At 54.0% G+C, this 23,726-nt stretch carries 22 protein-coding genes, 1 other RNA gene and 2 pseudogenes; 5 read left to right on the top strand and 20 right to left on the bottom strand.

Annotated features, from left to right (window positions below; translation table 11 throughout):
• Positions 1 to 71: 71 nt before the first annotated feature.
• The 5 genes and pseudogenes from EKN83_RS04930 to ffs form a co-directional block, all read right to left on the bottom strand.
• Complete coding sequence (locus tag EKN83_RS04930) at positions 72 to 287, bottom strand: hypothetical protein (protein WP_023334722.1); 216 nt, start codon at positions 285 to 287, stop codon at positions 72 to 74.
• Positions 284 to 535 carry a hypothetical protein gene (locus EKN83_RS04925; RefSeq protein ID WP_025756163.1) on the bottom strand — a complete coding sequence of 84 codons (252 nt, stop codon included), beginning with the start codon at positions 533 to 535 and terminating at the stop codon, positions 284 to 286. Before EKN83_RS04925 ends, EKN83_RS04930 begins: the two co-directional genes overlap by 4 nt.
• 405 nt (positions 536 to 940) lie before the next feature.
• Positions 941 to 1,549 (bottom strand): hypothetical protein, encoded by a 609-nt coding sequence (locus EKN83_RS23480; protein WP_126800439.1) that lies wholly within the window; start codon positions 1,547 to 1,549, stop codon positions 941 to 943.
• Positions 1,546 to 2,163: pseudogene (locus EKN83_RS23475) on the bottom strand (N-acetylmuramidase domain-containing protein). Before EKN83_RS23475 ends, EKN83_RS23480 begins: the two are co-directional and overlap by 4 nt.
• Positions 2,164 to 2,757: 594 nt before the next feature.
• An RNA gene (gene ffs / locus EKN83_RS04910) (signal recognition particle sRNA small type) lies at positions 2,758 to 2,854 on the bottom strand.
• An 84-nt stretch (positions 2,855 to 2,938) separates the two neighbouring features.
• Here ffs and EKN83_RS04905 point away from each other — a divergent pair.
• Positions 2,939 to 3,336: pseudogene (locus EKN83_RS04905) on the top strand (MGMT family protein).
• A 33-nt stretch (positions 3,337 to 3,369) separates the two neighbouring features.
• On the opposite strand, the gene EKN83_RS04900 reads toward EKN83_RS04905, so the two are convergent.
• The gene (locus tag EKN83_RS04900; protein WP_025756165.1) at positions 3,370 to 3,897 is read right to left on the bottom strand and encodes a YbaY family lipoprotein; all 528 of its coding nucleotides are present in this window, start codon (positions 3,895 to 3,897) and stop codon (positions 3,370 to 3,372) included.
• Between the two features lie 203 nt (positions 3,898 to 4,100).
• Between EKN83_RS04900 and tesB the strand changes: the two genes are divergently transcribed.
• Positions 4,101 to 4,961 carry an acyl-CoA thioesterase II gene (gene tesB / locus EKN83_RS04895; protein WP_045285231.1) on the top strand — a complete coding sequence of 287 codons (861 nt, stop codon included), beginning with the start codon at positions 4,101 to 4,103 and terminating at the stop codon, positions 4,959 to 4,961.
• Positions 4,962 to 5,033: 72 nt separating this feature from the next.
• Here tesB and amtB read toward each other — a convergent pair whose 3' ends face one another.
• From amtB to EKN83_RS04870, 5 genes are all read right to left on the bottom strand, one after another.
• Positions 5,034 to 6,320, bottom strand: coding sequence for an ammonium transporter AmtB (gene amtB / locus EKN83_RS04890; RefSeq protein ID WP_025756166.1), 1,287 nt, complete (start codon positions 6,318 to 6,320; stop codon positions 5,034 to 5,036).
• 35 nt (positions 6,321 to 6,355) lie between these two features.
• Positions 6,356 to 6,694 carry a P-II family nitrogen regulator gene (gene glnK / locus EKN83_RS04885; RefSeq protein ID WP_008503304.1) on the bottom strand — a complete coding sequence of 113 codons (339 nt, stop codon included), beginning with the start codon at positions 6,692 to 6,694 and terminating at the stop codon, positions 6,356 to 6,358.
• Between the two features lie 221 nt (positions 6,695 to 6,915).
• A complete protein-coding gene (locus tag EKN83_RS04880; protein WP_126800438.1) occupies positions 6,916 to 8,697 on the bottom strand; it encodes a SmdB family multidrug efflux ABC transporter permease/ATP-binding protein in 1,782 nt (593 codons plus the stop codon).
• A complete protein-coding gene (locus EKN83_RS04875) occupies positions 8,690 to 10,462 on the bottom strand; it encodes a SmdA family multidrug ABC transporter permease/ATP-binding protein (RefSeq protein ID WP_126800437.1) in 1,773 nt (590 codons plus the stop codon). The genes EKN83_RS04880 and EKN83_RS04875 overlap by 8 nt, the downstream gene beginning before the upstream one ends.
• Before the next feature lie 30 nt (positions 10,463 to 10,492).
• A complete protein-coding gene (locus EKN83_RS04870) occupies positions 10,493 to 10,951 on the bottom strand; it encodes an Lrp/AsnC family transcriptional regulator (protein ID WP_008503307.1) in 459 nt (152 codons plus the stop codon).
• A 115-nt stretch (positions 10,952 to 11,066) separates the two neighbouring features.
• Between EKN83_RS04870 and EKN83_RS04865 the strand changes: the two genes are divergently transcribed.
• On the top strand, positions 11,067 to 12,113 hold the full coding sequence (locus EKN83_RS04865; protein ID WP_126800436.1) for a PLP-dependent cysteine synthase family protein: 1,047 nt from the start codon (positions 11,067 to 11,069) through the stop codon (positions 12,111 to 12,113).
• 41 nt (positions 12,114 to 12,154) lie between these two features.
• Here EKN83_RS04865 and cof read toward each other — a convergent pair whose 3' ends face one another.
• On the bottom strand, positions 12,155 to 12,973 hold the full coding sequence (cof, locus tag EKN83_RS04860; protein WP_095449297.1) for an HMP-PP phosphatase: 819 nt from the start codon (positions 12,971 to 12,973) through the stop codon (positions 12,155 to 12,157).
• A 101-nt stretch (positions 12,974 to 13,074) separates the two neighbouring features.
• Here cof and EKN83_RS04855 point away from each other — a divergent pair, with 101 nt between their 5' ends.
• Both EKN83_RS04855 and queC read left to right on the top strand, forming a co-directional pair.
• A complete protein-coding gene (locus tag EKN83_RS04855; RefSeq protein WP_045285226.1) occupies positions 13,075 to 14,775 on the top strand; it encodes an SgrR family transcriptional regulator in 1,701 nt (566 codons plus the stop codon).
• Between the two features lie 65 nt (positions 14,776 to 14,840).
• Positions 14,841 to 15,536: a 7-cyano-7-deazaguanine synthase QueC gene (queC, locus tag EKN83_RS04850; RefSeq protein WP_047957885.1), complete on the top strand. Its 696-nt coding sequence runs from the start codon at positions 14,841 to 14,843 to the stop codon at positions 15,534 to 15,536.
• 2 nt (positions 15,537 to 15,538) lie between these two features.
• Here queC and EKN83_RS04845 read toward each other — a convergent pair whose 3' ends face one another.
• The 8 genes from EKN83_RS04845 to clpX all read right to left on the bottom strand — a co-directional run bounded on the left by EKN83_RS04845 (position 15,539) and on the right by clpX (position 23,656).
• A complete protein-coding gene (locus EKN83_RS04845) occupies positions 15,539 to 15,868 on the bottom strand; it encodes an addiction module antidote protein (protein WP_126800435.1) in 330 nt (109 codons plus the stop codon).
• Positions 15,840 to 16,205: a type II toxin-antitoxin system RelE/ParE family toxin gene (locus EKN83_RS04840; RefSeq protein ID WP_025756174.1), complete on the bottom strand. Its 366-nt coding sequence runs from the start codon at positions 16,203 to 16,205 to the stop codon at positions 15,840 to 15,842. The genes EKN83_RS04845 and EKN83_RS04840 overlap by 29 nt, the downstream gene beginning before the upstream one ends.
• Before the next feature lie 48 nt (positions 16,206 to 16,253).
• Positions 16,254 to 16,652 (bottom strand): YbgC/FadM family acyl-CoA thioesterase, encoded by a 399-nt coding sequence (locus tag EKN83_RS04835; RefSeq protein WP_126800434.1) that lies wholly within the window; start codon positions 16,650 to 16,652, stop codon positions 16,254 to 16,256.
• A gap of 97 nt (positions 16,653 to 16,749) precedes the next feature.
• Complete coding sequence (locus EKN83_RS04825; protein WP_025756176.1) at positions 16,750 to 17,130, bottom strand: helix-hairpin-helix domain-containing protein; 381 nt, start codon at positions 17,128 to 17,130, stop codon at positions 16,750 to 16,752.
• A gap of 147 nt (positions 17,131 to 17,277) precedes the next feature.
• Positions 17,278 to 19,149 (bottom strand): peptidylprolyl isomerase, encoded by a 1,872-nt coding sequence (gene ppiD, locus EKN83_RS04815; protein WP_094918594.1) that lies wholly within the window; start codon positions 19,147 to 19,149, stop codon positions 17,278 to 17,280.
• A gap of 212 nt (positions 19,150 to 19,361) precedes the next feature.
• A complete protein-coding gene (gene hupB, locus EKN83_RS04810; RefSeq protein ID WP_002444653.1) occupies positions 19,362 to 19,634 on the bottom strand; it encodes a nucleoid-associated protein HU-beta in 273 nt (90 codons plus the stop codon).
• A gap of 210 nt (positions 19,635 to 19,844) precedes the next feature.
• Positions 19,845 to 22,199 (bottom strand): endopeptidase La, encoded by a 2,355-nt coding sequence (gene lon, locus EKN83_RS04805; protein ID WP_023334706.1) that lies wholly within the window; start codon positions 22,197 to 22,199, stop codon positions 19,845 to 19,847.
• A 182-nt stretch (positions 22,200 to 22,381) separates the two neighbouring features.
• Entirely contained in the window at positions 22,382 to 23,656 is a 1,275-nt protein-coding gene (clpX, locus tag EKN83_RS04800) for an ATP-dependent protease ATP-binding subunit ClpX (RefSeq protein ID WP_008503316.1), read from the bottom strand.
• Positions 23,657 to 23,726: the final 70 nt, after the last annotated feature.

The following is a 23,726-nucleotide window of genomic DNA, read 5'->3' as shown; positions in this document are numbered from 1 at the left end:
TTTGAAGCAGATCATAAAATAAAAACTGCTGACTGTAACAGATGCAGTCAGCAGTTTTCACCGTTTAGTCGTTAATGCTGAGCAGGAATAGGAAAACCTTTCAGTGAAATAACGAAGCTTTCACCGTCTTTCTTTATTTTTGCGCCCGTATCACACCAGTCAGACGCAATACGAAAGAACTCATCACTTCCGACATTCCAGCCAAGACGTACATGCTTCACGTAGCCTGAACGCAACAGATCGCAGGCCTCTTTGTAGTCACTGGCAGTTGACAGTTGTTGTTTCATTTTCTCTTCTTCAGCAGTTTACGTAGAGCTTTGATTTCTTTAGGAGTAAAAGGAGAAACACTCTCTTCTTCCGTATGCTGATTATCAATATCCTCTTCCGATACTCCCGCCTCTTCTACTGCTTCAAACGCCAGCAGCAGCAGTTTCTCTGTCGTCACGCTTAAATTCTCGTTATTGTGTTCCGCATAGTGGCGAAGTCTTTCTTTTAGCGCGTCATCGATCTTCACATTTAATACTGCAGTAGCCATGTTTGTCACTTCCCTTCGGAATAAGTACTTTATTTAATACACGAAGTTAACAACGTTATCCAGATATATATTTTTTTGAATTATGTTAGAAAAAAGACATACGATTCTAAAATGCCAGTCTATTATTACAGGTTTATGACAATAATATTTCAGCGCGATGAAATATATATTACATGCTATAAGCTTAGTCTTAATGGGGATTAACGTCTCAGAAAGAGACAAAAAACAGGGGAAGAACGCCGGGAGCCACAAATGGGTGGGCCCCTGACGGCTAACTATAACTCTTGTTTTCAGTGTTATAGGGTGCGGTCATGCGGGGAAAATAGCGTTACGGATTAGCTTAATGAGATTGCCGATGCGAAAGCATCGCCCGGCAATATTGAATTCAGGGGAGAAATAAACCGATCAGGATGCAGGAGGCGTTAACGGCTGAACGTCATTGCTATTCACCCAGCCGTGTGTCGTTTTTCCGCTACGGGCGACAAACTCTACCTCTGCCCAGCCAGCCTGGGTTTGTATTACCCCTACTACGTCTCCTTTAACGATCCAGGCTTTACGCCGGGTCGCGGCATCAGGCGTGGAGCTCAGATAAGCCCGCGGGCTGCTTACCTTCATCAGCGTTTGCCACTGTGCCTGCCGCGTCCTCTCCAGTTCCAGACCTGTCGCAATTTCAGGCATCAGCACATTCATACACCCTGCATGGTTTTGCCCATCAGGAATGGCTAATGTGACACCCGCGGTATTCGCGGCAATATGGCCCGCGAGCACAGATGAAGACCATGAAGTGATGGTGTCTGGCTGTTGCGCTGAAACATGGCCTGTCAGAAAGAAAGTGCAGGTACGTTTTACGCTGTCTTCAGCCGATTCAGAGTAATACCCGGTGATATTGCCCGTCGGTGAGACGGCGAGTAACAAACCTTCATATACGCCAGACTGTAGCGTCGTGGCATACGAAGAAAACGCGGCCATTAAGGCTGAAAAACCGCAAACTATGCGCATCATTTTAATTTTCATCTCCGCCCCTTCTCCAGACTTTCATAAGTTCTGCGAATTTTAACGTCATAATCACCGAAATCGCTTCCGTTATAGTTGAATGCCATATTATAAAAGTCCTTATTTACCATTGCCGACAGTAGTGAGCTGTTCTTATTGCACAAATGTAAAAAAGCATTTAATTGCTTACCGGCATTAGACTTCATATCTTTTAAAAATGTGCCGAGATCTTTATAACCGCACGACTCGTAATTAAACCCCATAATCTGGAACATCCCCCATGAACACGATTTTATCGCAGCTTCGGCATCAAGTGCATAAGCCTTCGCCAGGGTATTCCATGCAGAAAGCTGGTCGATATTGTTTTTTTGTCATTCCGGACCCGCTTTCTTTACATATTTATAAGACAAAAAAGGGTGGGTTTGATCGTACTTCCTTTTGGTATATTTACGGAAAATATGCCCTTCATACGCAATAATTGTTAGATTTAAAGCATTAAACCCAGATCGTCCGCCCGACTCCACAATAGAAAAAGCTTTGATGATATTCAGTTCTACCCGACGATTAAGATTTTCCCAGGCTTCAGTAAAGTCCTGCTCCGTCAGCGATACAGCCCCATCAATTCCAGGTGCCATCAGCTTGCTTCGCTCAAGGGTTTCATCTGCTACGTTGTAGCGCTCTTTTCTCAGATAATCGTTAACCAGCTGACGGACGCTATTTTCATTGGCAGAAGGTTGCCTAAAAAATGAAGACGTGAAAGACGATTGTTGGGACGCAAGGGGATATTTCATCGCAGCAGCAACTCATCCACGGAAAGTCTTCCCTTCTGGCTCAATAACCCCATCGGGATGCTGGAAACGCTAATGAATGGACTGAAACTGGCTGATGGTTCTGATCAATGTCGGGGAAATAATCCCATCTTCTGGGATGTCATACTGGATGATAGGCTTAATGAGATTAAACAGGTATTGCACGATAATCACGTCGCGCTGAAAGTTTCCTGCTTTACCTGGCGTCCCTACGGCACTTTTCAATAAAGGTGGCAAACGTCTGAGAGAATTATCCATTTCTGAGTACGCATAAATGAAAAAATATACGGTTAGTGGGAAACCGCACCTCATAATCGACAGCATAAAGCTGCTCACATCCAGCAGGCATTGAGACGCCACTTGCGCAGCACCAGGTAAACACTGAAAACAAGAATTATTGGGAGCACAAATGGGTGGGGGCCCTGCCAGCTACATCCCGGCACACACGTCGTCTGCCCTGGCTGCTTCCTTCCGGACCTGACCTGGTGAACAGAGTAGCGTTGCGGGAGAACCAACAGAGCCCCCATTGAGAGCGTTGATAACCAACGCGCTGGCGCATTATCCCTGTGCTAACGTCCAATTGCAAGCCGCCAGAAACCGGATGCTGGTTTCTTGCGCAAACAGGCGCAGCAATCATGACCATCTTCGTTTACCATGGTTGCCCAGAACATCCCCACAGGTGAAGGTATGGACGAACACGACTCCTTTCCACAGCGTGTATGGCAAATAGTGGCCTCTGTTCCGGAAGGCTATGTCACTACTTATGGTGATGTGGCGCGTCTGGCGGGTTCCCCTCGTGCGGCGCGACAGGTTGGCGGCGTCCTCAAACGGTTACCGGAAGGCAGTACGTTGCCCTGGCATCGGGTGGTGAATCGACACGGCGCCATCTCGCTCACCGGGCCAGATCTTCAGCGCCAGCGTCAGGCGTTACTGTCAGAGGGTGTGCAGGTTTCCGGGTCGGGGCAGATCGATTTGCAGAAATACCGCTGGGTGTACTGACCCCTCTCCCGCAGGAGAGGGGAAATACACTCATTACATCTGAGTGGGTGGGGTTGGCAGGGACGGCTGACCGGTCGCCGGGGCGACAGGCACTTCAGTCTGCTGCACAGGAACCAGGTTCAGGTCGATTTTTGTCCCACCGTTGTTGATCGCTTCCTGGACCGTATCGGTGATAAAGACCAGCTTACCGTTAATTGTTACCGCGGCACTCAGCAGAATACGGGCATTCGGCTGCACGTCCGATGGGTTATACGGTAACACGAAGCTAAACGGCGCCTGTTTGCCCTCAGTTCGGACGGCACGCTGAGCCACAACCTTCGATGGTGCGTCGGCCAGGGAAGCATCCGACAGGGTCACCGTTAACACCGCATCCGGCGGTAACGCCACTTTCTGTTTAATCCAGATAGTACCGGAAACGTTAGGCTGCTGAATGGATTGCTGCGAAAGGGTATTGATCCCGTTCGGATCTGCCGCTGGCACTGGCACCTGGGCGCTCTTACCGGCACAGGCGGACAACGCCACCGCAATAGCTACACCACTTAGCATGGGCACGAGTTTCATTGAAGTCTCCTTATCATCAATGCACCAGCGGGATCGATCCCATCCGATGTCGTTTCAATCACATAACGCATATAAGTGTGGCACAAATCACTGATTAATGCCTGAAATCGTCCCGATATTCAGATTAATCTACCCATCGGACCACTTTCATTTCTGCGTTATACTCAGCCTATCTTTCGCTACGGCGTTTATTGAGGACAACTATGAGTCAGGCACTGAACAATCTGCTGACATTACTGAACCTGGAAAAAATTGAGGAAGGACTCTTTCGCGGACAGAGCGAAGATCTAGGCTTACGCCAGGTCTTCGGTGGGCAAGTCGTAGGACAAGCGCTGTACGCTGCAAAGGAGACAGTCCCGGCAGACCGTCTGGTGCATTCATTCCACAGCTACTTCTTACGTCCTGGCGATAGCGCGAAACCGATTGTGTATGATGTTGAAGTCCTGAGAGATGGCAACAGTTTCAGCGCACGACGCGTCGCGGCCATCCAGAACGGAAAGCCCATCTTTTACATGACCGCCTCTTTCCAGGCACCGGAGCCTGGCTACGAACATCAGAAAGAGATGCCTCCGGCCCCGTCCCCCGACTCGCTGCAATCAGAGACCGATATCGCCCGTGCGCTGGCGCATCTGCTTCCGCCACAGGTTAAAGAGAAGTTTCTCTGCGATAAGCCGCTTGAGATCCGCCCCGTCGAGTTCCACAACCCGATGAAAGGTCACACCGCGGAACCGAAGCGCCAGGTCTGGATCCGCGCTAACGGTACCGTACCAGAGGACTTCCGCGTTCATCAGTATCTGCTGGGTTATGCGTCAGATTTCAACTTCCTGCCGGTGGCGCTGCAGCCACACGGCGTCGGCTTCCTCGAAAAAGGGATGCAGGTTGCGACGATTGATCACTCCATGTGGTTCCACCGTCCGTTCAATATGAACGAGTGGTTGCTCTACAGCGTGGAGAGCACGTCGGCATCAAGCGCGCGTGGGTTTGTGCGTGGAGAGTTTTATACGCAGGATGGCGTGCTGGTGGCTTCAACGGTGCAGGAAGGGGTAATGCGTAACAGAGGGTGATTTGGCCCTCTCCCACAGGGAGAGGGAACAAACACTAAAAACGGCAACCGAAGTTGCCGTTTTGCTTTTACCTTAGGCGTTATACGCATTCTCGCCGTGACTGTTGACGTCCAGACCTTCGCGTTCCTGCTCTTCCGGTACGCGCAGGCCGACCGTCATATCCGCCAGTTTGTAGCCAATGAAAGCGACAACGGCAGACCATACAACGGTGATCGCAATACTTTCCAGCTGTACCAGCACCTGATGAACCATGGTCACGCCTTCCGCATAGCCCACACCACCCAGTGATTTCGCCGCGAAGATACCGGTCATGATACAACCGATAATGCCGCACACGCCGTGCACACCAAACACATCGCAAGGGTCATCCACGCGCAGCAGACGTTTCAGCGCCGTCACGCCCCACAGACCCGCCAGACCCGACACCAGGCCGACCAGCAGCGCGCCGCCGACACCGACATACCCACACGCAGGGGTGATACCGACCAGACCGGCAATCGCACCCGAGCAGGCACCCAGCAGGGAAGGTTTACCGCGCACCGCCCACTCGCCGAAGACCCAGGAGAGGATCGCACCCGCCGTGGCCACAACGGTGTTCACAAAGGCCAGCGCAGCAATTTCGTTCGCGGCACTTGCTGAGCCTGCGTTAAAACCAAACCAGCCAAAGTAGAGGATCGCTGTACCGGTAAAGACCATCGGCAGGTTGTGCGGTTTGAACGCTTCTTTACCGAAGCCCACGCGTTTGCCAATCAGATAGGCACCCACCAGACCCGCTACCGCGGCGTTAATGTGCACAACGGTACCGCCAGCGAAGTCCAGCGCACCGTGCGTCGCCAGCAGACCGCCACCCCAGACCATGTGCGCAATCGGCACATAGGAGAGCGTCAGCCAGACCACCACAAAGATCAGGACGGCAGAGAAGCGAATACGCTCGGCGAGTGCGCCCACAATCAGCCCGACGGTAATGCAGGCGAACGAGCCCTGGAACGCCACGTGAATATACTGGTAGAAGCTGCCCATCAGCGCGGTCAGTTCAATATTTTTCAGCATCACCCAGTCGAAGTTACCGAAGAATGCGTTGCCGGTGCCGAAAGCGAGGGAGTACCCGTAAACCACCCACAGTACGCAGACCAGTGCGAAGGTCACGGCAACCTGCGTCAGCATGGAGAGAACGTTTTTGCCACGGATCAGGCCGCCGTAGAACAGCGCAATGCCCGGAATGGACATGAACAGCACCAGCGCGGTGCTGATCATCATAAAGGCGTTATCGGCTTTGTCTGCCACCGCAGGCGCAGCCAGCGCCAGGCCCGGCAGCAGCGCCAGCGAACCCAGACCCGTTTTAAGTGTTGCTATCTTCATTTTCTCGATCCCTATCACTGTGTGCCAGGCGTTAATTACAGTGCCGCTTCGTCAGATTCGCCGGTACGGATGCGAATGACGCGCTGCAGTTCGGCAACGAAAATTTTGCCGTCGCCAATTTTGCCGGTGTAGGCCGCTTTGCTAATGACATCAATGACTTCATCAAGCTGATCGTCAGCAATCGCGACATCAATTTTTACTTTTGGCAGAAAGTTAACGCTGTATTCCGCCCCGCGATAAAGCTCGGCATGACCCTTCTGACGACCAAAGCCTTTCACTTCGGTGACAGTCAGTCCCTGAATACCCATTGAAGACAGCGCTTCACGCACGTCTTCGAGTTTGAATGGTTTGATTACAACCGTAACCAGCTTCATAGATCCCCTCCAGTCAGAATTCGGTAATGGCCGCAGCTTACGCAGAAGCTATTGCAAGGGGTGTGCCAGAAATGAAAACCGGAGGGAACAGCGGTGTGATGAGCATTACACGGTCCTGATTAACGAACCGGCGAAAAAAAAACGCACCATGCCGGTGCAGGGTGCGTTTCAGTTTTGCACCAACAGGAATGACTGTTAGCGCATCGCCTCATTTTAGTGCATCAGGCGCTAAGCGACTCTTCATCGCGCACGCTGGCTGCCAGCTCTTCGCCCGCCAGCTGCAGCTGGTACATCTGCCAGTAACGCCCTTTGGCCTCCAGAAGTTCGCGGTGCGTACCGCGCTCAACGGCGTGTCCGCGATGCAGCACCAGGATCGTGTCCGCATCGACGATGGTGGACAGGCGGTGGGCAATCACCACCAGCGTGGTATGGTCGCGTACGGCAGCCAGTGCCTGCTGGATGGCCTGCTCGGTGCCGGAGTCAATGCTGGCCGTCGCTTCATCCAGAATCAGGATCTGCGGCGTTTCAATCAGCACGCGCGCCAGCGCCAGAAGCTGTTTTTGTCCAACAGAAAGATTGTTTCCCTGCTCGCCCAGTTTCGTCCTGATGCCGTCGCTAAACCCGCGTGCCAGCGCTGCCAGCTGCACTTTTTCCAGCACGTCCCAGACCTGCTCCTCAGTGTAGTCTCGCCCCAGGGTTACGTTGGCGTAGAAGGTATCGGCCAGGACGACCGGATCCTGCTGCACCATCGCAACGCCTTTGCGTAACACGGTGTGGCTGAGAGACGCCAGCGGGCGTCCGTCGAGGCGAATTTCACCGCGGCTGACCGGGTAATACCCCATTAACAGGCTGGCTAGCGTGCTCTTGCCGCTGCCGGTATGCCCCACCAGCGCCACGAACCCGCGTGACGGAACGGCAAGCGAGATATCCTGCAGCACCAGCTGGTCGTCGCGGTAGGCAAAGGAGACGTTATCAAAGGCAATCGCCCCGCTTTGCAGAGGACGATCATCGTTACCGTAAGTCTGACGCGGCCTGTCCATCAGCTCGAAGACACGCTCCCCTGCCACCACCGCCTGCTGGAGCATAGACTGCTGCGTCGTCAACTCGATCAAGGGTTCGTTCAGGCGGCCAAGGTAGCTGATAAAGGCGTATAACACGCCCACCTCAATGGTCCCTTGTGTGCTCAGGCCAAAAAGCATCAGCAGCCCGCAAAGCACCAGCGCGGAGAAAAGGCTCAGCAGCGGGCGCAACAGGAACCCATCAAGCCGCAGCGTCTGCATGCGCGCCATATAGTGCGAACGGCTGGCTTCCCCCATCCGCTCACCAAAACGTGCCTGCTGGCGGAACTGCTGGATGACGCTCATGCCGTTGATCACTTCGTTGAAGCCATCATTGATGTCGGCCAGGTAGGTGCGCACCCGACGCACAATCGGCGTGCTGTAGCGTTGATAGATAATCATCACGATCAGCACTGCCGGGAAGATAGTGATGGCCACCAGCGCCATACGCCAGTCGAGACTGAACATCGCCACCAGCATCGCACCAATCAGCGCTGCGCTTCGCAACACGGTTGCTACCACGGTCACGTACAGATCGCGGATCACCTCGGTGTCGTTGGTCACCCGCGAAATCACCTGCCCGACGGGCTGGATATCAAACTCGCTGAGCGGCTGGCGAAGCGCGGCGTCCATGACGTCCGTGCGCAACTGCTGTACGACGCCCACGGCGGCCCGGTTAAACAGCAGCGACTGGGCATAGTGGAGACCGGCGGCCGCCAGCTGCAAACCTACGTAGGCTACGCCCAGGCCCGCCACCAGCCCCAGTGGCAGGTAGCTTTTGGCAACCATATTGTCGATGAAGTAGCTGATGAGCAGCGGGCCGCTCACTTCAGCCACTGCAGCAATCCACAGTAAAAGCACGGCCACGGACAGCGGTTTACGCCACGGCGAGCCATAGGCCAGCAGACGTTTCAGCGTCGGCCACATTGTTCCGAGCTTACGCATTGTCGGCCTCCTCAGCGTGTTCTGGCGCATCGTCCAGCGCCGCTTCAAGCTGTTGATAGCGATACATATCTCGATACCAGCCTGGTTGCTCCGCGAGCGTTTCGTGCTGCCCGCGCTGGGCAATATGCCCATGTTGTAATACCAGAATTTCGCTGGCTTCCGTCAGCGCCGACAAACGGTGGGCGCTGATAATCACCGTGCGCCCGTCACCCCACTGGCGCAGGTTATGCAGGATCTGATGTTCGGTACGGCCATCCACGGCGGAAAGGGCATCATCCAGGATCAGGATTTCCGCATTCAGCAACAGCGCACGCGCAATCGAGATACGCTGTTTTTGTCCCCCGGACAGCATGACGCCCCGTTCCCCGACTTCCGTTTCGTAGCCCTGCGGCAGGCGCAGAATGTCATCATGTACGCTGGCTAACCTCGCCACATGCTCAATCTCTTCCTGCGTCGCCCTTGGGCGTCCAAGGGCAATGTTGTTTGCCACGGTGTCTGAAAACAGGAACGGCGTCTGGCTGACGACCGCCAGTCGGCCTCGCCACTCATCCAGCACCAGCCTGGTCAGGGGAATATCATGGAAGCGAATATCGCCCTGCGTAACGTCAAAATGGCGCTGGAGCAGTGAGAGCACGGTACTTTTGCCGGATCCTGTCGGGCCACAGATGCCCAGCATCTGGCCGGGCTGAAGGGTAAAGCTGACGTTCTCCAGTACCGGATGTTCCGTTTGCGGATAGACAAACTGGCGGATGTCGACTTTCATGACGCCGCGCCCTTCTGGTACCACTTCGCTACCGTCATTGACCACCGGCGCTTCGGCCAGCATGGCGCGAATGCGGCTATAGGCAGCGCTGCCGCGCTCCACGATGTTAAACATCCAGGCCAGCGCCAGCATCGGCCAGATCATCAGCCCCAGATACATGGCAAAGCTGGTCAGTTGTCCCAGGGTTAACGTCCCCTGAACCACTATCCAGCTTCCGCCGCCAATCGCCAGCAGGTTGGCCATGCCAATCGCGATATAGATGGTCGGGTCAAACCGGGCGTCAATACGCGCCACGCGCATGTTCTTCGCCCCCGTGTCGGCGGCATCGGCCGCGAACAGCGCCGATTGTCTGTCTTCCAGGCCAAACGCTTTGATCATCCGGATGCTGGTCATGCTCTCCTGGGTGCGGTCGTTTAGCGACGAAAACGCCGCCTGCGCCAGCTTGAAACGCTCGTGCAGTTGTTCGCCGTAGCGGTTGATCGCCAACGCCATGAGCGGCATCGGCAACAGGGCAAGCAGGGTTAACTGCCAGCTGATCTGTGTGGACATGACGATCAGCACCGCACAGCCCATCACCAGCGAGTCCACCAGCGTCAGCACCCCTTCCCCGGCGGCAAAGACCACGCGATCGACATCGTTAGTGGCGCGCGCGATAAGATCCCCGGTACGATGGCGCAGATAAAATTCGGGATGCTGCCGGCTCAGCTGGTGGTAAAAATCCTCACGCAGCTCTACGGCCAGCTGGTAGGACGCGCCAAACAGCAGCACGCGCCAGACGTAGCGCAGCAGATAAACAATGACGGCCGTCAGCACCAGCGTGCCAACCCACATCAGCACCCGTGCGGTGGTGTAATGCTGTTCGGTGACGCCATCCACGACGTATCCCACCACTTTCGGCGGGATCAACTGCAAAATGGCAATGATAATAAGCAGGCATACGGCGCCGAGGTAGCGTTGCCACTCCCGACGAAAGTACCAGCTTAGTTGGGCAAATAATCGCACGCGGTTTGTTCCTGAAGGTATTTTACGAAGTTATTCAATAGGTAACGCTGTGGTGTATTTAATCTGTTCCATGGCGAAGCTCGAGGTGACGTCCGATAATCCCGGTACGCTGTTCACCAGCCGTTTGTAGAAGTCATCATAGCGCTTCATGTCGGCCACCTGAACGCGCATCAGGTAATCGTACTCGCCGGCCATTCGCCAGAAACCGAGCACCTCCGGCATTTCCGAGACCTGCGTGACAAAGCGGCAATACCATTCGCTGCTGTGATGCTGCGTTTTTATCAGGACAAAAGCCGTCAACCCAAGCCCCAGTTTTTCGGGATCTAATAACGCGACGCGTCCCAGAAGAATACCGTCATCCTCAAGCTTCTTCAGGCGCTTCCAGCACGGCGTGGTGGTCAGATTAACGGCATCGGCCAGCGCCTGCAAAGAGAGGGTACAGTCACTCTGCAGTAACGACAGGAGCTTACGGTCAATTTTATCTAGCATACCCACCTCACAGAGAAAATTTTTCTCCCTTGATTCTATTTTAAAGGCCAGATAGCAACAATTTTTTCTGTGCTTTTCGCTATCCTAGGCACAAAATGACAAACGGATAACTACGATGAATAGCACCTGGGTTAAACATGCGATCAGCGAAATCAATGCCGACTATCAGCGCTCGGCGGATACGCACCTGATTCGCCTTTCCCTGCCGGGATTTGACGGCATACAGCTCTATCTGAAAGATGAAAGCACTCATCCTACCGGTAGCCTGAAGCATCGCCTGGCGCGCTCGCTGTTTTTATACGGTTTATGTAACGGCTGGATTAAAGAAGGCACCACCATTATTGAATCCTCATCCGGTTCAACGGCGGTGTCCGAAGCCTATTTTGCCCGCCTGTTGGGCCTGCCGTTTATCGCGGTAATGCCGTCCTGCACCGCAAAACGCAAAATCGAACAGATCGAATTTTACGGCGGTCGCTGCCACTTTGTGGAAAGCGCCTGCGAAATCTACGCCGCCTCTGAAATGCTGGCCCGTGAGCTCAACGGCCACTATATGGACCAGTTCACCTTCGCCGAGCGCGCGACGGACTGGCGCGGCAATAACAACATTGCCGACAGTATTTTCCGCCAGATGACCCACGAACCGCATCCGGTTCCCTCCTATATCGTCATGAGCGCCGGTACCGGCGGCACGTCAGCCACGATCGGACGCTACATTCGCTGTCAGGGCTACGATACCCAACTGATGGTGGTGGATCCGCAAAACTCCGTATTCCTCGACTACTGGCAAAACCGCGATGCCAGCCTGCGCAGCCCGGTGGGAAGCAAAATTGAAGGGATTGGCCGCCCGCGCGTGGAGCCGTCGTTCATCCCGGATGTGGTGGATGAAATGCTCCGCGTGCCGGATGCCGCAAGCGTGGCAACGGCGCACTGGCTGGAGACGCAGCTGGGCCGTAAAGTCGGCGCATCGACGGGAACAAATATGTGGGGCGCACTGCAGCTTGCCGCCCGTATGCGCGACGCGGGCCGCACGGGTTCTGTCGTCACGCTGTTGTGCGACAGCGGCGAGCGCTACCTTGAGACCTACTACAATGCGGAGTGGGTGCAGGCCAACATCGGCGATATCGCTCCGTGGAAAGCGCAGATTGCGCAGTTGCTGAAGTAAAAAAAAGCCAGACCGAAGTCTGGCTTGCTGGAAGGGTCTCACTATTCGGGGGAATATGGGAGGGTGTTATTGTCCAGCCAATGCATCAAAAAATGGGACACCGCTTCGTTGCGGCAATGTCCTATAACCGGCAGATGAGGAAGCGCCGCTTTTAGCTGCGCCATCGCATTCCCCATAATCAGACCGCGGCCGACGCTGCCCAGCATCTCCCGGTCGTTCATGGCATCGCCAAACGCCATGCAATCCTGAAGCGTTAAGCCCAGGTGGTCGCTCAGTACCGCCAGGGCTGAACCTTTGTTACAGCCCACAGGCAACACCTCCAGACAATCCACTGCCGAGAAGGTCAGATGCGCCCGGTTACCCAGCACCTCATTGAGCTGAACGCGTAAACGGCACAGATCGTCATGATCGCCACAGAAACAGATCTTGGTCACCGCATGGGCGGGGATCTTACGCAGATCGATAAGCTGGTATCTAAAACCGCTGTAGACATGCGCATGCAGTAACGCAGGAATATCACGCCCGGTAAACCAGCCCTGATCGTTAAAGACGTGGATGCTGGCCTGCGTGTCCCAGGTACTGTGCAGCACGATATCTGCCACTTCCGGGTCGAGATCCTGACGGTGCAGTACCTCCCCTTCTACAGAGTGAATTCGCGTCCCGTTGCCGGTGATCAGAAAGGCGTCGAGGGAAAAGGCGCCCAGCAGATGACGCATTTCCAGCACATGACGGCCAGTGGCAAAGGTCAGGGTGACGTTACGCTCGTGCAGGCGCTTTAGCGTGTTCAGGGTTTTCTCCCCTAAACGGTGATCCGGCATTAACAACGTACCGTCCATATCAAATGCAGCGAGCCGAGCCATGGTTACTCCCGAAATGTGATGCGGTTAACTTGTGCATCAGTATCGTGTGAGATATACGGAAGTAATAGTGAATAGATGATTATTATTGTTCCGGGTTTTTTATGCGCCAGCTCAACCGACTCAATCAGTATCACCGCCTCTGGCAGCCTTCAAAGGGTGCAACGCAGCAGGTCACCATCAGCGAACTGGCTGCCCGCTGTTTTTGCAGCGAACGACATGTCCGCACGCTGCTGCGTCAAGCCCAGGACGCGGGCTGGCTGAGCTGGCGAGCGCAGTCGGGTCGCGGCAAACGGGGAGAGCTGACGTTCCATGTCGCCCCGGAGTCACTGCGTAATGCGATGATGGAAGAGGCGCTGAAGCGCGGACAGCAGCACAACGTGCTGGAACTGGCCCAGCTTGCCCCCGAAGAACTGCGGTCTTTGCTGCACCCGTTTTTAGGCGGGCAGTGGCAAAACGACACGCCGACGCTGCGTATCCCCTATTACCGTACACTGGATCCGCTTCATCCCGGTTTTCTGCCCGGTCGCGCGGAGCAACATCTGGCAGGACAGATTTTTTCCGGGCTAACGCGTTTTCATGGCAACTCCAGTGAACCCACAGGCGATCTCGCCCATCACTGGGCGGTGTCGGAGGACGGTCTGCACTGGCATTTTTATATTCGCTCCACCCTGCACTGGCATAATGGCGATAAGGTCGAAACCGGGCAGCTTCAGCAAAGCCTGAACGCGCTTCTTGCCCTGCCTGCCCTGCGTAAACTGTTCCAGAGCGTCTTGCGTATTGACGTCACTCACCCTCAGTGTCTTACATTTACTCTGCACAAGCCGGATTACTGGCTGGCACACCGCCTGGCCACCTATTGCAGCCGCCTTGCCCATCCCGAACAGCCCATGACGGGCTGCGGCCCTTTCAGGCTCAGCGTGTATGAACCCGATCTGGTTCGCCTGGAGAGCCATGAACAGTACCATCTCAGCCACCCGCTGCTTAAGGCTATCGAATACTGGATCACCCCGACGCTATTTGACTCTGAGCTGGGTACTAGCTGCCGTCATCCTGTGCAGATAGCCATTGGCGAACCGGATGAACTTGAGAGTTTGCGTCTGGTCACTAACAGCACCAGTCTGGGCTTTTGTTATCTCACCCTGAAGCAAAGCCCACGCCTGAGTGAACTGCAGGCGCGACGACTCATTAATATCATTCATCTCTCAACGCTTCTGCATACGCTCCCGCTCAATGAAGGGCTGATTACCCCAACAGAGGAGTTACTGCCCGGCTGGGCAATTCCTCAGTGGCCGGATTTAACCCATGTCCCTCTGCCGGAGAGGTTAACCCTGCTGTACCATTTGCCCGTCGAGCTACACACGATGGCGCGTCAGCTAAAACAGTATCTTGCCCAGCAGGGCTGCGCGCTTACGGTTATCTTTTATGATGCGAAAACCTGGGACGGATGCCAGCAACTGGCGGACGCGGACATCATGATGGGCGACAGACTGATTGGTGAAGCGCCGGAATACACGCTTGAGCAGTGGCTGCGTTGTGATGCCCTCTGGCCACACCTGCTGAGCGCGCCGCAATATGCTCATCTGCAGGCGACGCTGGATGCGGTCCAGACCCAGGCCAATGAACAGGATCGGCATGCGGGCCTGAAGGCGATATTTAGCCGGCTGATGGAGAACGCGGTCATCACCCCGCTGTTTAATTACCAGTATCAAATCAGCGCCCCACCGGGGGTCAACGGCATACGCCTTAACACCCGCGGCTGGTTTGACTTTACCGAAGCCTGGCTGCCCGCCCCCAAATCGTGAAGAAGCTGGTCGCCGTCGTGGTCAGACGGTAACATAACGTTTTTACGTAACTGTCGAGATGATTTATGAAACGTGCCGTCGTCGTGTTCAGCGGAGGACAAGACTCTACTACCTGCCTGGTCCAGGCCCTTCATCAGTACGATGAAGTTCACTGTGTCACTTTCGATTATGGTCAGCGCCATCGCGCTGAAATCGACGTTGCCCGTGAACTGGCCCTCAAACTGGGCGCACGCGCGCACAAGGTGCTGGACGTTACGCTGTTAAACGAACTGGCCGTCAGCAGCCTCACCCGGGACAGTATTCCCGTCCCGGACTACGAACCTGACGCCAGCGGTATTCCGAACACCTTCGTTCCTGGCCGAAATATCCTCTTCCTGACCCTGACGGCAATCTACGCCTACCAGGTACAAGCCGAAGCGGTGATAACCGGCGTATGCGAGACCGACTTCTCCGGCTATCCGGACTGTCGCGATGAGTTCGTGAAAGCGTTAAACCACGCCGTCAATCTGGGCATGGCGAAAGAGACGCGCTTTGAAACGCCGCTGATGTGGCTGGATAAAGCCGAAACCTGGGCGCTGGCGGACTACTGGGGCAAGCTGGACCTGGTTCGCAGTGAAACCCTCACCTGCTACAACGGCATCAAAGGTGACGGTTGCGGCCAGTGCGCCGCCTGCAACCTGCGCGCTAACGGGTTGAATCACTATCTTGCCGATAAAGCCGGCGTGATGGCCGCAATGCAGAAAAAGACCGGGCTTAAATAGGGCTATTTGACCGTGCTGTCGAACAGTTTGACACCGGCAGCACGGGTCACTTTCATCAGGGTTGTCAGCGTTGGGTTGCCATTGTCAGACAAGGTTCGGTATAGCTGCTGACGGGACAAGCCTGCTTTGGCAGCAATTTCACCTATGCCACCGCGGGATTCGATAACGCGTCTTAACGCGATTAAATATGCAGGGATTCCCTGATCTTCATAAATCTCATCTAACGCCACCTGCAGGTATAGCTGAGCGTAGGAAGGGTTTTCACGAAGCATTTTTACAACGGCTTCATCATGGCTGACGGAACTAGAAAATTCTTGTTGGCTTTTGCTCATCGGATTTATCCTTTTGATGATCATTCCAGTAATCTATTGCCAGCTTAACATCCGTCTTTTGACTCTTTTTGTCACCGCCGATCAGCAACAACAGGATCTTCCGATGGTGAAGCGCAAAATAGATTCGATAGCCGGGACCACAATCAATTTTCAATTCCCAGATCCCCTCTCTGAGGTATCGGTAATCGCCGAAATTCCCTTTCTCAGCACGGTCAATTCGCAGAAGGATCCGAAACGCTAACTCCGGATCCTTTCGCTTCATCTTCGCTACCCACTCCTCAAACGGCACTTTTCCGTCGCGGGTCCGGTAACGTTCAACAACGTAGTCCCTGTCCATTATTCTATCCCTGAAAAAACTTTTTGTCTTTTATAAAAGACAAAATTCCTACGCGATCATCAACTCCAGCTTTTCCCGCAACTCCCCTTCAAGCGGCAGCGCTTTCTGCGTTTTCAGATCGATACAGACGAAGGTAATTAGCGCATCAGCCACCACCTGCCCTTCAGGATCCAGCGTGACAACCTGACTGAGGACACCACTCTTCCCGTTTAGCTGTTGTACCTGGCTGGTCACGGTGAGCACATCACCCAGTACGGCCGGACGGCGGTAGTTGATGTTGATGTTGACGACCACGAACGCGATGTTATGCGCGCTCAGCCACTGAAAGCTTTCGCTGTTTTCCAGCCCGTCCCAGCGTGCTTCTTCAAGAAACTCAAGATAGCGTGCATTGTTCACATGCTGGTAAACGTCGAGGTGAAAACCGCGTACTTTGATTTTTGTCTGCATAGCGCAATAGCCTTTCGTTGTTATAGGATCAGAGGTCATCACTGGTATGACCTCTTTATCCTGGCAAATTATCGCCGCAGTGCAAGTAATTGTGAGATTACAGCGTCAGGTGTGAGAGGTTGCGTTCAACCAGCGCGCTTCCCATCCCCGGAACCTGTTTGAGATCGTCGACGGTTTTGAAAGGTCCGTACTCTTCGCGGTAGCTGACGATAGCCTGCGCTTTTTTCAGGCCGACACCGTTCATCGCGCGGGCCAGATCTTCCGCCGATGCCGAATTGATACTCACCCGCGTACCGTCATCGTCCCCATTTTTACCGGCATCCGTCGCTTTGGTTTGCCCCTGCACTGGCGCAGCGGCGTCGGTCTTACTCTGTACCGTCTGTGGTTTAGCAGCAGGCGTCGCCGCCTGCGCGCCAGCGCTCATCCCGGTGGTGGCAATAGCCAGCGTAATTAATAGTGCTTTGATTCCACGTTTCATGCTGTATCTCCTTGTTTGTTGACAGCCCCGTCACGATAGCCATCGATGAAAACAGGCACAAACGGCAGATTGCAGAAATGGAAAAGGCCGCGAAAGCGGCCTTTAGTTTTTGCAGAGCGTTACGAAAATCTGCGAGCAGATACGTAATTATTGCTGCTGAGTCATCACATCGCCCAGCTTGATTTTGGCATCTTTACGCAGGTTGCTCATCATCGCTTCGAAAGCAATCTGGGCATTGTTCTGGGTAATGCCCTGAACCATCGCTTTCTTCTGCGCTTCTGGCAGAGTGCCGGCTTTCACTTCATCGAGCGCCAGCAGAACGACATTACCCTGCATATCAGTCGTGGAGCCGAAGCTCGGTTTATCCTTCGCAGGCAGGCTCAGGCCAAATGCAGCCTGGCTGACAGGATCCTGGCTCGTACGGCTCAGCGTTTTCGCCTCACCGAAGCTCAGGCCAGCCGCTTTCAACGCGTCCTCTTTACCCGCTTTCAGATCAACCAGAATCTTTTCAGCATCCAGTTTCGCCTGCTGTTCCGCTTTATTGTGCTTAACCTGGGCGACAACCTGATCCTTCACTTCCGCCAGCGGTTTGACCGCTTCTGGCTTGTGCTCGCTGACGCGCAGAACGAACGCACGATCGCCATCAACGGTAATGATGTCAGAGTTACTGCCTGGCGTGCCGTTCTCGCCGACCAGCCCACCGTTAAAGATGGCATCTGAAACTGGTTTGAAGTTCAGCTCTTCCGGCAGGTTATCACGGCCAAACCAGCCCGTTTCAACCGCTTTCACGCCAGCCGCCTGCTCTGCACCCGCCAGAGATTCGTTGTCGTTGCTGGCCGCATCGCTCACTTTCTGCTGCAGTGCGTAGTAGGCATCCAGCGCTTTTTCCTGCTTCACTTTCGCCGCGATGTCATCACGAACTTCAGCCAGTGGTTTGGTTTTCGCAGGGATGATGTCGTCCAGACGAACCACCAGGAAACCAACGGAAGATTTAACAACACCAGACAACTGGCCTTTATCTTTCAGACCGGCATTTTTCAGTTCATCAGGGGTCGTTGCCTCTTCCAGCCAGCCCATATCCCCACCGTTTTTCGCGGAGATAATATCGGTGGATTTCGCTTTCGCAATGGTCGCGAAATCTGCGCCTTTATTCAGTTCATCCAGTACCGCTTTGGCATCAGCCTCAGTTTTGGTCTGAATCACACTGTAGCGGTTGCGCTGCGGCTGAGTGAACTGATCCTGATGCTGATCGTAGTAAGACTGGATCTCCGCGTCAGACGCGCTTTCCTGCAATGCAGCCGCATCCAGCTTGATGTAGCTCACGCGGAACTGCTCCGGAGAAACAAAGGAATTCTTGTTCTGCTCGTACCAGGCGTTAACGTCAGCGTCGCTTACCTGCTGTTTCGCCGCCAGGGCATTTACGTCAATGGTCGCTTCACGCACAACGCGTTGCTGCGCAACCAGCGCGGCCAGTTCGTCCGTTTCACCTTTGAGCATGAAATCAGTACCCACAACAGCATTGATGAGCTGCTGGGTAGTCAGTTGGTTACGCAGCGCCTGCGCGTATTGATCGGCGGTCATGCCCATCTGGTTGACGATGCTGTTGTAACGCGCGTTATCAAATTTGCCGTTAGACTGGAAGGCTTGCGTGGAGAAAATGGCTTTTTTCACCTGCTCGTCGCTGATGCCGAGGCCCAGTTTTTTGGCATACTGGTCCAGCAGCGCTTCGTCGATAAGACGGTTCAGCGTCTGTTGGCGCAGGGTCTTCATATACCCTTCGTTCGCCGCCAGCTCAGAGAATTGGTCGCCCAGCTGTTGCTGCATACGGTTACGTTCACCGGCAAAAGCATTCTCGAACTGACCACGACTGATCTCCTGGCCATTCACTTTTGCGGCATAGTTCGCGCCACCGCCAATAAGGTAACTGCTCACGCCGGTCAATATGAACGACACGATAATGATACCGAAAATAATCTTGAGCACGAGACTGTTAGCAGCCGTGCGTAAGCTGTCCATCATGGTGTAACAACACTCCGCTGTAGGTGACTGATTACCTGACGCTGACGGTAAATCCTGCCCGTCGCGCGTGAAGGCCTATTGTGACAAGAAAACGGGGCGATTGTCAGCCCACAACTCGCATAAACTCGTACAAATCAGGTCTGGACAAACAAAAAAGGCACATCAAACGATGCGCCCTTGTACTATCCGGCTTCCCTGAAACGGGAAAGCAATCAGTTTACTGCGTCTTTCAGCGCTTTACCTGCACGGAAACCCGGCACTTTAGCAGCAGCGATGGTGATCTCTTTACCGGTCTGAGGGTTGCGGCCAGTACGGGCAGCACGCTCTTTAACAGCAAAAGTACCGAAGCCTACCAGTGCAACGTCGTCCCCAGCCTGCAGAGATTCAGTAACAGAAGCAATTAATGCATCTAACGCACGTCCAGCTGCAGCTTTAGAAATATCAGCACCAGCAGCAATTTTGTCAATCAGTTGAGATTTATTCACTGTTCTCTTCCTCTCTTTATAATTTATATCGCGTCTGAATCCTTCACAACGCGACCGCGCAGCAGTTATATCAGGCCTGCCATGACCTTACAACACCCGTTGTTGATGGCTGACCTAATCAGCAATCTAAATTAGCTATACAAAAAAAGGCTGGCAAGTGCGAAATCACTTACCAGCCTTGTTTTTATTGACGCTCTTTGCGCGAGGTCACTATTTTGCGGTTACAACCTGCATTCCGGAAGGTTCATTCTGCAATGCGAGACTAAGAACTTCCTCAATTCGCTTAACAGGATGGATCTGCAGATCGGCAATCACGTTGTCCGGAATCTCTTCCAGATCGCGTTTGTTTTCGTACGGGATCAATACGGTTTTGATCCCACCGCGATGTGCCGCCAGCAGTTTTTCTTTTAACCCACCGATTGGCAGAACCTGACCACGCAGGGTGATTTCACCAGTCATCGCCACATCGGCGCGCACCGGGTTGCCGGTCAGACAGGAAACCAGCGCGGTACACATGGCAATACCCGCGCTTGGGCCATCTTTCGGCGTTGCCCCTTCAGGAACGTGGACGTGGATGTCGCGTTTTTCATAGAAATCCGGGTTGATGCCCAGTTTTTCCGCGCGCGCGCGCACCACGGTCAGCGCCGCCTGTATGGACTCCTGCATCACTTCACCCAGAGAACCGGTGTAGGTCAGTTTGCCTTTGCCCGGGACACAAGCGGTTTCGATGGTCAGCAGATCGCCGCCCACTTCCGTCCATGCCAGACCGGTCACCTGGCCCACACGGTTTTCGTTGTCCGCGCGACCGTAGTCGAAACGCTGAACGCCGAGATAGGCATGCAGATTATCGCCGTTAATCACAATGTGTTTCAGGCTCTTATCCAGCAGCAGCTGTTTCACCGCTTTACGACACAGTTTAGAGATTTCACGCTCAAGGCTACGCACGCCCGCTTCACGGGTGTAATAACGGATAATGCCAATAATCGCGCTGTCCTCTACGGTCAGCTCGTTGGCTTTCAGCGCGTTACGCTCTATCTGTTTCGGCAGCAGGTGCTGCTTAGCAATGTTCAGCTTCTCATCTTCGGTATAACCGGAGAGACGAATCACTTCCATACGGTCCAGCAGCGGGGCCGGAATATTCATGGAGTTCGACGTCGCGACAAACATGACGTCGCTCAGGTCGTAGTCCACTTCCAGGTAGTGATCGCTGAACGCCACGTTCTGTTCTGGATCAAGCACTTCCAGCAGCGCCGAGGCCGGATCGCCACGCATGTCCGAGGACATTTTGTCGATCTCATCGAGCAGGAACAGCGGGTTTTTAACGCCCACTTTCGCCATTTTCTGGATCAGTTTACCCGGCATAGAACCGATGTAGGTACGGCGGTGACCGCGGATTTCCGCTTCATCGCGTACGCCACCCAGCGCCATACGGATATACTTACGGCCGGTCGCTTTGGCGATGGACTGGCCCAGAGAGGTTTTACCCACCCCCGGCGGTCCTACCAGGCACAGAATAGGGCCTTTAATTTTGTTCACACGGCTCTGTACCGCAAGGTACTCAAGAATGCGGTCTTTCACACGTTCCAGGCCGTAGTGGTCGGTATCCAGGATTTCCTGTGCCTGACGCAGGTCTTTTTTGACCTTGCTGCGGGCGTTCCACGGAACCTGTACCATCCACTCAATGTAGCCGCGCACCACGGTCGCTTCCGCCGACATCGGAGACATCATTTTCAGCTTCTGCAGTTCTGCTTCCGCTTTCTCTTTCGCCTCTTTCGGCATCTTCGCCGCATCGATCTTGCGCTTCAGCGCTTCGTTTTCGTCCGGCGCGTCGTCCATCTCGCCGAGCTCTTTCTGAATGGCTTTCATTTGCTCATTCAGATAGTACTCACGTTGAGATTTCTCCATCTGCTTTTTCACGCGGTTGCGAATACGCTTCTCAACCTGCAGCAGATCGATTTCAGACTCCATCATCGCCATCAGGTATTCCAGACGTTCGTTAACGTCGGACATTTCCAGCACGGACTGCTTGTCAGCCAGCTTCAGCGGCATATGGGCTGCGATGGTGTCCGCCAGACGCGCAGGATCGTCGATGCTGTTCAGCGACGTCAGCACTTCTGGTGGGATTTTCTTGTTCAGCTTGATGTAGCCTTCAAACTGGCTAATCGCGGTGCGCACCAGCACTTCCTGCTCGCGCTCATCCAGTTCAGGCGAATCAAGGTACTCTGCCTTCGCGGAGAAGTGTTCGCCATCGTCTGACAGAGTGGTAATACGCGCACGCTGCAGACCTTCTACCAGCACCTTCACGGTGCCGTCAGGCAGCTTCAGCATCTGCAAAATAGAGGCCACGGTCCCGACGGTGAAAAGATCGTTTACACCCGGCTCATCCGTTGATGCTTCTTTCTGCGCCACCAGCATGATTTTTTTATCATGATCCATAGCGGCTTCGAGGCAACGGATAGATTTTTCCCGCCCTACAAATAAGGGTATGACCATGTGCGGATAAACCACCACATCGCGCAACGGCAATACGGGGATTTCAATGCGTTCAGAACGCTCAGGATTCATAGAGCTCTCTCTTAGTTAGTGTCCGCCAGGTAAGCTGGTCATGTCACTGTGCTTCACATAACCATTAACATGTATCCAGTATATGGGGATGTTTCCCACACATTCAACGCTATGAATAAGGAAAAAGTAAAGGGGAGATAAAATCCCCCCTTTTTGATTAACTGCTTGTATGATTTGGTGAATTATTCGCCAGACGCCTGCTGTGCTTCCGGTTTACCGTAAATCAGCAGTGGCTTGGTTTGACCGCTAATCACGGACTCGTCAATCACCACTTTTTCCACGTCTTCCATTGAAGGCAGATCGTACATGGTGTCGAGCAGAGCCGCTTCAACGATAGAACGCAGGCCACGCGCGCCGGTTTTACGGCTCATTGCTTTTTTGGCAATCGCATCCAGCGCTTCGTCACGGAATTCCAGGTCAACGCCTTCCAGATTGAACAGCGCCTGATACTGCTTGGTCAGCGCATTTTTCGGCTCTTTCAGGATCTGGATCAGCGCCTCTTCACTCAGTTCATTCAGGGTTGCCACCACCGGCAGACGACCGATGAACTCAGGGATCAGACCGAACTTGATCAGATCTTCTGGTTCAACCTGTGCCAGGAGCTCGCCTTCGTTCGGTTTTTCGGACGTTGATTTCACCGTTGCGCCAAAACCAATGCCGGAGCCGGTTTCAACACGGTGGGAGATGACTTTATCCAGACCGGCAAACGCACCGCCACAGATGAACAGGATTTTGGAGGTATCAACCTGCAGGAACTCCTGCTGAGGGTGTTTACGTCCCCCCTGCGGCGGAACGGCAGCAACCGTCCCTTCAATCAGCTTCAGCAGTGCCTGCTGTACGCCTTCACCTGATACATCACGGGTGATGGAAGGGTTGTCTGATTTACGGGAGATCTTGTCGATCTCATCGATGTAAACGATCCCGCGCTGGGCTTTCTGTACGTCGTAATCGCACTTCTGCAGCAGTTTCTGGATGATGTTTTCAACGTCCTCACCCACATAACCGGCTTCGGTCAGGGTGGTGGCATCCGCCATGGTGAACGGAACATCCAGCAGACGCGCCAGGGTTTCAGCCAGCAGCGTTTTACCGGACCCGGTTGGGCCGATCAGCAGAATGTTACTTTTACCCAGTTCTACGCCATTGCTGGTATCGCCGTTGCGCAGACGTTTGTAGTGGTTGTATACCGCTACCGCCAGTACTTTCTTGGCCTGCTCCTGACCGATGACATAGTCGTCAAGGTGATGACGAATTTCATGCGGCGTTGGCAGCGCGCTGCGTTCGCGGTGTGGCGCGACTTCTTTAATCTCTTCGCGAATGATGTCGTTACATAAATCGACACATTCGTCGCAGATATACACGGACGGCCCGGCAATCAGTTTACGCACTTCATGCTGGCTTTTGCCGCAAAAAGAGCAGTACAGCAGTTTGCCCGAACCATCTTTGCGTTTATCTGTCATGAGTCCAAACCTCTTTTTAAGTTCTTTGTGCCGCACATGACGACGCAAATGCCATTCTAAGACGCAAGCT

Origin of the sequence: Enterobacter sp. WCHEn090032, from assembly GCF_003986875.1 — a bacterium.
GTDB lineage: Bacteria > Pseudomonadota > Gammaproteobacteria > Enterobacterales > Enterobacteriaceae > Enterobacter > Enterobacter sichuanensis.
The sequence above is the reverse complement of the archived record's forward strand: the minus strand, read 5'-3'. Positions and strand labels throughout refer to the sequence as shown.

Coding starts and splice junctions, on each gene's coding strand:
- EKN83_RS04880 (WP_126800438.1), bottom strand. CDS start 8,697: ATGCGTAAGCTCGGAACAATGTGGCCGACGCTGAAACGTCTGCTGGCC.
- EKN83_RS04825 (WP_025756176.1), bottom strand. CDS start 17,130: ATGAAACGTGGAATCAAAGCACTATTAATTACGCTGGCTATTGCCACC.
- glnK (WP_008503304.1), bottom strand. CDS start 6,694: ATGAAGCTGGTTACGGTTGTAATCAAACCATTCAAACTCGAAGACGTG.
- EKN83_RS04930 (WP_023334722.1), bottom strand. CDS start 287: ATGAAACAACAACTGTCAACTGCCAGTGACTACAAAGAGGCCTGCGAT.
- EKN83_RS04855 (WP_045285226.1), top strand. CDS start 13,075: ATGCGCCAGCTCAACCGACTCAATCAGTATCACCGCCTCTGGCAGCCT.
- cof (WP_095449297.1), bottom strand. CDS start 12,973: ATGGCTCGGCTCGCTGCATTTGATATGGACGGTACGTTGTTAATGCCG.
- EKN83_RS04845 (WP_126800435.1), bottom strand. CDS start 15,868: ATGAGCAAAAGCCAACAAGAATTTTCTAGTTCCGTCAGCCATGATGAA.
- EKN83_RS04865 (WP_126800436.1), top strand. CDS start 11,067: ATGAATAGCACCTGGGTTAAACATGCGATCAGCGAAATCAATGCCGAC.
- ppiD (WP_094918594.1), bottom strand. CDS start 19,149: ATGATGGACAGCTTACGCACGGCTGCTAACAGTCTCGTGCTCAAGATT.
- EKN83_RS04925 (WP_025756163.1), bottom strand. CDS start 535: ATGGCTACTGCAGTATTAAATGTGAAGATCGATGACGCGCTAAAAGAA.
- EKN83_RS04900 (WP_025756165.1), bottom strand. CDS start 3,897: ATGAAACTCGTGCCCATGCTAAGTGGTGTAGCTATTGCGGTGGCGTTG.
- lon (WP_023334706.1), bottom strand. CDS start 22,199: ATGAATCCTGAGCGTTCTGAACGCATTGAAATCCCCGTATTGCCGTTG.
- EKN83_RS23480 (WP_126800439.1), bottom strand. CDS start 1,549: ATGAAAATTAAAATGATGCGCATAGTTTGCGGTTTTTCAGCCTTAATG.
- EKN83_RS04870 (WP_008503307.1), bottom strand. CDS start 10,951: ATGCTAGATAAAATTGACCGTAAGCTCCTGTCGTTACTGCAGAGTGAC.
- clpX (WP_008503316.1), bottom strand. CDS start 23,656: ATGACAGATAAACGCAAAGATGGTTCGGGCAAACTGCTGTACTGCTCT.
- EKN83_RS04835 (WP_126800434.1), bottom strand. CDS start 16,652: ATGCAGACAAAAATCAAAGTACGCGGTTTTCACCTCGACGTTTACCAG.
- amtB (WP_025756166.1), bottom strand. CDS start 6,320: ATGAAGATAGCAACACTTAAAACGGGTCTGGGTTCGCTGGCGCTGCTG.
- queC (WP_047957885.1), top strand. CDS start 14,841: ATGAAACGTGCCGTCGTCGTGTTCAGCGGAGGACAAGACTCTACTACC.
- EKN83_RS04840 (WP_025756174.1), bottom strand. CDS start 16,205: ATGGACAGGGACTACGTTGTTGAACGTTACCGGACCCGCGACGGAAAA.
- tesB (WP_045285231.1), top strand. CDS start 4,101: ATGAGTCAGGCACTGAACAATCTGCTGACATTACTGAACCTGGAAAAA.